Source organism: Candidatus Hydrogenedentota bacterium, assembly GCA_012523015.1.
GTDB lineage: Bacteria > Hydrogenedentota > Hydrogenedentia > Hydrogenedentales > CAITNO01 > JAAYBJ01.
Window position 1 is genome coordinate 1 of record JAAYJI010000021.1, and the last position, 8,225, is coordinate 8,225.

The 8,225-nt window shown below is 44.0% G+C and carries 5 protein-coding genes; 3 read left to right on the forward strand and 2 right to left on the reverse strand.

What is annotated here, in order from left to right:
* Positions 1-1,200 (reverse strand): sulfatase (locus GX117_01010; protein ID NLO31924.1); only part of this gene is annotated, 1,200 nt, incomplete at its 3' end.
* Positions 1,201-1,419: 219 nt separating this feature from the next.
* On the reverse strand, positions 1,420-3,222 hold the full coding sequence (locus tag GX117_01015; protein NLO31925.1) for a sulfatase: 1,803 nt from the start codon (positions 3,220-3,222) through the stop codon (positions 1,420-1,422).
* Positions 3,223-3,709: 487 nt separating this feature from the next.
* Between GX117_01015 and GX117_01020 the strand changes: the two genes are divergently transcribed.
* Genes GX117_01020 through GX117_01030 form a run of 3 tightly spaced genes read left to right on the forward strand, consistent with a single transcriptional unit; the run spans position 3,710 to position 8,016 of the window.
* Positions 3,710-4,807, forward strand: a complete 1,098-nt coding sequence (locus GX117_01020) for a hypothetical protein (GenBank protein NLO31926.1) — start codon at positions 3,710-3,712, stop codon at positions 4,805-4,807.
* Positions 4,804-6,555, forward strand: a complete 1,752-nt coding sequence (locus GX117_01025) for a DUF2723 domain-containing protein (protein NLO31927.1) — start codon at positions 4,804-4,806, stop codon at positions 6,553-6,555. The genes GX117_01020 and GX117_01025 overlap by 4 nt, the downstream gene beginning before the upstream one ends.
* A gap of 48 nt (positions 6,556-6,603) precedes the next feature.
* Entirely contained in the window at positions 6,604-8,016 is a 1,413-nt protein-coding gene (locus tag GX117_01030; GenBank protein NLO31928.1) for a radical SAM protein, read from the forward strand.
* Positions 8,017-8,225 lie beyond the last annotated feature (209 nt).

Consider the following 8,225-nt stretch of genomic DNA (forward strand, 5'->3'; position numbering starts at 1 on the left):
CTTATCATAATAGCGGCTGTGCCACCGCGTAAATACATAGTCTCGTATAGAATCCACCTCACCGCGAATCAACGGCATGAGACTTTTTCCCTCCGGTCTTGCCGAAGTTTCGAAATGAAACAAGTCGATTAAAGTCGGTATAATATCAACATTTTCAGTAAAAGAACTAATGCGGCATCCTGCTGGGACTCCGGGTCCTTTGAGTATTAACGGAACTTGAGATACTTCATCACAGGAATCCAAATGCCCCCACGTTTCACCATCTTCACCCAATGCCTCTCCATGATCAGCACCTACAATAAAAAGTGTATCTTCGAACCGTTTTTCTTTTTTTAATAGGTCTATAATTTCACCAACAGCATGGTCTGATGCAAGAATAGAGCCATCGTGCAAAGCACGAAGCAATGATTGATCTTCACGATTAAAGTGATTACCATTCAATTGGGTTGGATTACCGTTTTGGATGGAAGTACTCGTATAACTCTTATCAATCCATTGATCATAAGGTGCTTTCAAGACGTGGGGAAAATGGGTGTCCATGGCATGAATATAAAGGAAAAGAGGTTGCTCTCGGGGCCGCTCTAGGATTGACTTGATAGTTTCCTGCATAGCCTCCAAATTGACATAGGCCTCCCCTTCTTTCGGGGTGAAGGCATATTGTTCATCAAAAGCTTTATAAAGCCTGCTTCTGGGGGAAATAAATATCTGTGCAGAAATAAGAACAGTACGATAGCCATTTTCCTTTAGGATAAATGGCCACAGAACTTCAGCTTCCGGCACTACACGGGGACAATTGTTGCTGTTTCCAAAATAAAGAAAGTCCAGGCAGGAAACTGGAAAATACTTACCCGTCATATAACACGGGACTGACGCCTTTGTCCATAAGCCTTGAGAAAAATGGGATTCAAAAAGACACCCTTCTTCAGCTAAAATATCCATATGGGGTGACACGGATCGTGGATTTCCATAACAAGAGAAGTCAGAACGGCAGGCATCCAGTAAAACCCAAATAATATCGGGGCGTTCTTGAGATTCGACTGTTATGGGGGAAACCGTGCCCTTCCTGTCAGAGGATTCCGCAATATTTGTTTTATCAAGAGGGATCGATTCATTTTTTCTTTCCGGCGCGGAAGGGGAACACGCCGCCAAAAAGAAATATGAGATACAGAACATCAAACAAAACGTTTTACGAAAAGGCATAGGACTACTTATCTCCTTCACAGTCACGGGTACATTAAAGTCAAGACGAGCCCAATACGATCGGCAGTTCATCGAATGCAATTCAAATTCTATTAAAACAATACATTTGATTGTTACAAAATATTTGGCATTAGTTCAAAAGAATTTTAGAAGAAGAAACTAAACCAATCATCCATTTTTTTTCTAAATACTTCTGATACGCCTCCTCTGAATGTATCCTCACAAATACCCCAAAGCACGTAATTGATCTTGCAGCTGCTCATCGTCGGGCATATCTGCCGCTGCTTCAACAGTCTCTGCCAAGGTCAAGCGAAAACCGCCGATCACGCTCCAATAGGGAGTGTCCCCGGTCTGTACTTCCATTTCAAAACGACCATCCGGTACATCGACCACCCCCGCTTCGACCAACCCCAGAGAATATTCCAACTCGTATTTCATTGCATATTTTATCTCAGACAAATGAGTATCAGATTGGCAACGAACCCGAAGCATCGAAGCAGGATGATCCAGCATATTGGTGATGGATGGCAAATAGAGTGTTAGAAGATAGCGTCCGGGGGGAACTTCACATCGAAATTGCAGTGGGGATGCATCGCCCATCCACGGCGCCGCCCAGAGCAAATCATTCATCCATTTCCATTTATTTCCCCACGCTAGAGCCGTTTCAGGCTCCATTGCCGATTCTATTTCGATGAGATCAGCAGTAGAAACTTGATCGTTCAAAAAGTCTTGGGTGAACCGGAAATCATGGTACAGTTTTTCCAGGGCATCATAGGCATTCCATTTTTGCTCAAAAATATCCTTTCGCAGGTTTTGGTAAAAGGCTATGGTGTCCTTTTCTACGGCGGCACATGGTACACGACTTGCTAAGGCATCCGGAACAGAATACAGTGCCTCGTAGTTGTCCACGGGGTTATATTCATATTTATATTTTTGGTCGCGAATAATAAAGCCGTTCGGCTTATCGTAGCCGCAACTATACCACCGTGTAAAAACATAGTCATGAAGGGAGTCCTCTTGTCCCCGGATGAGGGGCATGAGACTTTTCCCATCGGGCTTGGCATTTGTTTTCAAGTCCAAAAGATCGATCACGGTAGGGACAATATCCACATTTTCAGTGAAAGCGTCAATGCGGCTTCCCTCAGAAATACCGGGGCCTTTGAAAATCAAGGGGACTTGTGCCACTTCGTCACAAGAATCTTCGTGTCCCCATATTTCGCCGTCTTCGCCCAAAGCATCCCCATGATCGGCACCGATAACAAAGAGGGTCTTGTCATAGCGCCCTTGTTTTTTCAAAGTATCCATCAAGTCACCTACAGCATCATCTGAAGCAAGAATGGAGCCGTCATGAAGGGCGCGAAGCATGGCTTTGTCTTCAGCGGTGAAATGATTGCCTTTTTTTTGAATAGGCTGTCCCTCGGCAATAGCATCACTTTTATAGGCGGGATCAACCCATTGATTAAAGGGCGCTTTTAAGATATGGGGAAAATGGGTGTCCATGATATGAATATACAGGAAAAGAGGTTGCTCCCGAGGCGTCGCCAAGATGCCATTAATACTTTCCATCATTTGTTCAACATCAACATAGGCGCTGCCGTCTGTGGGGCTAAAGACATGGGCTTCATCAAAGGCATTATACAGTCGGCTTCTGGGCGATATATACACCTGAGCAGAAACCAAAACCGTATGATAACCATTGTCCCTCAAGATCAAAGGCAGCAAGATTTCATCTTCCGGAACGGCACGGGGACAATTGGCATTGCTGCCGTAATCCATAAAATCAAGACAGGAAACAGGAAAGTATTTTCCCGTCATGTAGCTGGGTACGGAAGCTTTGGTCCACAAGCCTTGCGCGAAATGGGATTCGAAAAGACAGCCTTCCTCGGCAAGGGCATCAATATGGGGGGATACTGGCCGTGGATTACCATAACAGAAAAAATCGGGGCGGCAAGCATCTAACAAGACCCAGATAATATCAGGACGTTCCGCTTCCCCGCCATGGAAAGGGTCTGCATCTGTCAACAGATCCGCAGAGGATGACTGTACTATTGCTTCCGGTATTGGAGGAGCGCAGGCAGTAAGAAATATAAAACAGCTACAGAGCACCATAGAAAAAAATTCAAAAAGATGCATATAAAATCCTTATGGTCATTCTGCTGTAATCGGTAAATATGAAACCAATGGTGTTAATAGTTGTTTGCATCCATGGTTTAAGGATTCTTTGATCCATCAATGATACCCAAAAAACATTGTGTCAAATGATTTGCAGTAAATTCAACGTGTTAAAAAATGTGATAGACCAAGAGGGTTAGGAAGAATCCTAATTCAACGCCAAAAAAGTACGAGGAAATTCGTAATTAATATTAGGTGTGAAAGTGGCAATGCCAGTTCCAGAAGCGATCTTCGTTTTCTAAACGGTAGCTATGTTAAAATCTTCGAAACTATAACGTAACATTTCCAGATACTTTAAAATAGAAAACTTTTTGATAAATTAACTAAAGAATAATCCATGGAAACAATAAGCGACAAATTAACTAATTCGATCCAACCTAACCGTAATAAATTATTCTTAAAAAATATAGTAGCGTTGATTTTTGGTCTTTTTATTTCCCTTCTATTATTCTTCTGCGCAGACCAAACCCTTGGAATTCTCAAAAGCTACAAATCGCCGATTATAACATTTGACAAAAGGTTTTATATTGACGGGATGATAAAGGATGATGATTTAGGATATCATTTGTTGCCTAATCTCGCAATCCCAGTAACTAAAATTGCTGATAACACACAAATATATTCCGTAGTCTACAATACGGACGAGGTTGGGAGACGGATTGTTCCCGACAGCACTCCAATCGCTGAAAGCAATACATTTTTGGCTTTTTTTGGATGTTCATTTACCTTTGGCGAAGGAGTTAGAGATACCGAAACACTACCGAATCAGGTCGCCCAACGTCTGCCGGGATATCGGGTATACAATTACGGAGTACCTGGGTATGGTCCACAACAAATGTTTGTTATGATCGAATCGGACTATATTCACGAAACCATTCCTGAAAAAAAAGGAATCGTTGTATACACTATATTCTATGATCATGTTAACCGTGCCGCAGGTCGTATGAACTGCGCTCTCATGCACGCGGGACATTTTCCTTATTTTCAGATTGAGAATGGGGCATTGAAACGTGCGGGTAATTTTGATACCGACCGCGTCTGCCTGCATCATATGATGTCTCTTCTCAACAAAAGTGGATTTATTCGATACTTTAATATAGACTTTCCGCCATTGCAAAAAAAAGACTATGAACTTACCGCCAAATTAATCTTGGAATCTAAAAAGAAACTTGAGAAACAGTTTGAAGCCATAGATTTTTATGTCTTGGTGTATCCAGCTAAACCGGAATTGAATCATAGTCTTGCCCCTGTATTTCATTTTTTTAAAGATCAAAACATTAGGGTTTTAGATTTTCATACCTTAGCCTATTCTCCTGATATTCATGCTCTTCATCCTCGCTATGACATGCATCCAACACCTTTGCTTCATGCCCAAATGGCCGATCTTTTATCAGATGCAATTAACAATGATACAGAAAAGACTTCTGCTTTATGACGTCCACTTCTCCTTCTAACACCGCCTTTTCAGTAAATGAAGAATTCCACCTGAATTCATCCCAAACATCGACATTGATTTCTTCACGAAATAAACTTGCTTTCAAGATACTTTTATTCATTGTCTTAATTGGAACAGTCTTACGTCTCATTATTTCTCCCAAGATTAGCTTATGGTATGACGAAGCGAATACGCTTTGGTTAAGCAATTATGGCTATGATCTTGTCAAACTCTTTAATACCGATTACAACACAGATCCGCCTCTTTTTGTTATTGCTACCCGCTTCTGGCATGATCTCATTACTCTGCTTCCCTTTAAACCGGGTAGTTATGGCTATGATTATGCCTTGCGGCTCCTACCCATTCTTTTGAGTATTCTGACCATCCCGGCTACCTTTATGGCGGGCCGTGCTCTTTTCCAAAAGGTGGGTGTGTCCTCCGGGCGAAATGCCGTCTCCTCTTCCGGAATTGCTAGAGGGGATAAGGCAGCGCTCTTTGCCGCCTTTCTCATAGCCATTTCGCCCTTTCAACTTTTCTATGCCCATGAACTGCGCTGTTACAGTCTCTTTGCTCTATTGAGTGCGCTCAGTCTATGGGCCCTCGGTGCAGCCTTGAAAGATAATAGACATCGTTCGTGGATGCTTCTGGCTCTTTGTCTGACCCTCGCCTTTTGGAATCACTTTATCGCGCTCTGGTCGTTTATCTGTATTGATCTTTTCCTTCTCTTCCGATGGCGCTCTTGCAAAAAATATCTTGGGAAATGGATGTTCTGGCAAAGCATTGCAGGAATCTTCTGTCTGCCTGTGGTTTATTTGGCATTTCATATTACAAAAATCGTGAACAACATTCTGTATACGTGGACACCGGCACCGGATCTTAAAACGCCATTCATCACTTTTAAAACCTTTTTTGCCGGATACAGTCCCCAAGCTTGGGCATACTGGCCCCTGTTTTTGCTCTGCATATTTTTATGTCTTCTCGGTCTTTGGCGCTTACGGCATTCGCTAAACGCTTTTTTGTTGCTTCTCCTTTGGACCACACTGGCGATTCTTTGCTGTGCCCTTCTGTGGCGTATCCGCTCTTTTTCCTTTTATGAAATACGCCTCTTTATGGCATCTGCCATCTCTGCCGCTTTGTTGGTTGCTTTTGGATGGAGCGCCCTTCCCCGCAGTGTCGCATGGGTAAGTGCCCTTCTGGTAATCATTCTGACCACACCCCCGCTTATAGACAGCTATTTTCCAAAAATCCACCCTATTTCTCAGCACCGTCTTGGCGTTCGGTACAAAGGCGAAAATCGTCATGCAGCTATGACCCTTGAAGCGCAGGGCACTCCCAACGAGCCTGTATTCCATAGCAGCCATTTCACCCTGCCTCCCTTCCGGGTCTATCTGCCTGAACGGGAGCAGCACTATATTTGTCTGCGTCCGGATCAGGTAGAGGGCTTCGTAGATGCCTACCCCAATCCCGCTATATGGAAACGATTGGATATGATTCCTGTTCCTGTGGAACAATTCGATCTTCATCTTCCTGCGTTTTGGTTGGTGGTCTCGTGGTGGGAACCTTTTGAAATGCCCCAAGAAGTTCTTGATTTGGAGCGTTGGTTTCAATCAAACTTTCAAGAAACAGAACGCTACTCCTTTTTTGCAGTTACTCTTATACACTTTGAGGCAAAGAATGGCCTTGTCTCAGAACAAAATAAAGAATCCATAGTGCATGAATTCAATAGAGAAATTAATCCGGATAGCTAAGGTGTTCTATAGACAAAGATCATAACCCCACCGAGCAGGAACAATACAATGCAGATAACCCTCGTTATACCCCCTTTTGATCAAAAAACCACCTTTGGCGGAGGCGTCTTTAATCGCGGTATGCTGCCCGCCTTGGGGGTTGGATACCTGGCTTCCTACCTTCGTCAAGAAGGACACACAGTCCACTTTATTGACGCCCCTATATACGGCTATGGACTGGAAGATACGGTGGAAGCTATTCTCCAAACAAAACCCCATATGGTGGGTTTATCGGTTCTCACGAAAAACACCGACGCTGCTTATCAACTGGCTGCGAAGTTAAAAGAAAAGCAGCCTGCCCTGCCTATTGTTATGGGCGGCGCCCATGTCACTTCTTTTTTTGACCGTATTTTTGAGGCGTGCCCCCATGTGGATTATTTAATCCCCGGTGAGGGGGAAGAAACTTTGGGGGATTTATTAAATCGTTTGGAAAGCAACGGGTCTCTTGATGGTATAACAGGCGTACATATGCGCACTGCTGACGGCAAGCATATCATTACACCGCCCCGTTCCTACGTAAAAGACTTGGATTGTCTTCCGCCTCCCGACAGATCGATATACGATAATGACCGTTATATTCCGTTGCCTAACCAAAACAGGCGGCTGCCGGCGACCACGGTCATCACTTCGCGAGGCTGTCCTTATGGCAAATGTCGTTTTTGTTATCAAGGCGGTTGTTATTCCTCTTCTTATCGGCGGCGTTCCCCGGAAAATGTAGTTGCAGAAATAGAAGCCTTAGTAAATGATTTGAAGATCAAAGAGATCATTTTTTGGGATGATAACTTTTGTGTACAGTATAGTTGGGTTGAGCGCTTTTGTGATTTGTTGGATGAAAAAAAGATCAAGATTGCTTGGACGGTGCAAGGTCGTGTCAATACGGTTTCAGAAAAGATGCTGAAACGTATGGCGTCATCAGGATGCTACAATATTTATTATGGTCTAGAATCCGGTTCCCAAGAAATGCTTGATTTTATAAAGAAAGGGATCACCCTTGATCAATCGCGCAATGCCGTAAAATGGGCACGAAAAGCGGGTATGGAAATACGGGGGTCTGTTATCCTAGCTATGCCCACCGATACGCCGGACATAGCCGAAAAAACCATTGCTTTTGCCTGTGAGCTGAATGTGGACTGGATGATTTTTTATCCCTACCATGTTCAACCGGGTACGTATTTAGGGGATATCGCTTCGCAGCATGGTCGTATCCTTGATGAAGAAGCGGACATGTTTGTTCCGTCTTATCTTCCTAATGCCTATGGCAGTACAGAAGAAATTTCACGTCTTATTAAAAAAGCAAATCGCCGTTATTATTTGCGCCCCCGTTATGTTTTGAGAACGCTGTGGCGTTTGAAAAACCCTTATACGCTGCGCAGCACGGTTCTCGCGTTTATGTATTGGTTATCCCTAATGAGAAGGCGTTAGGGCCGTGGGTGTTGGCGTGCGGCGTTGACGAAAATCCTGGGCGAGATTTATCGCGCCCGAGGCGTTTTTGTCATTGACGCGGTGCGTTATGCACGTTGGCTCGGGTACCCGCATCCCGCATCTTTTGTAGTGCGCGAGCTTTATCGCGCTACCGTCCATCCGGTCCATTTGGTCCATAGCGAAAACTCTTGGGCGCGATGAATCGCGCC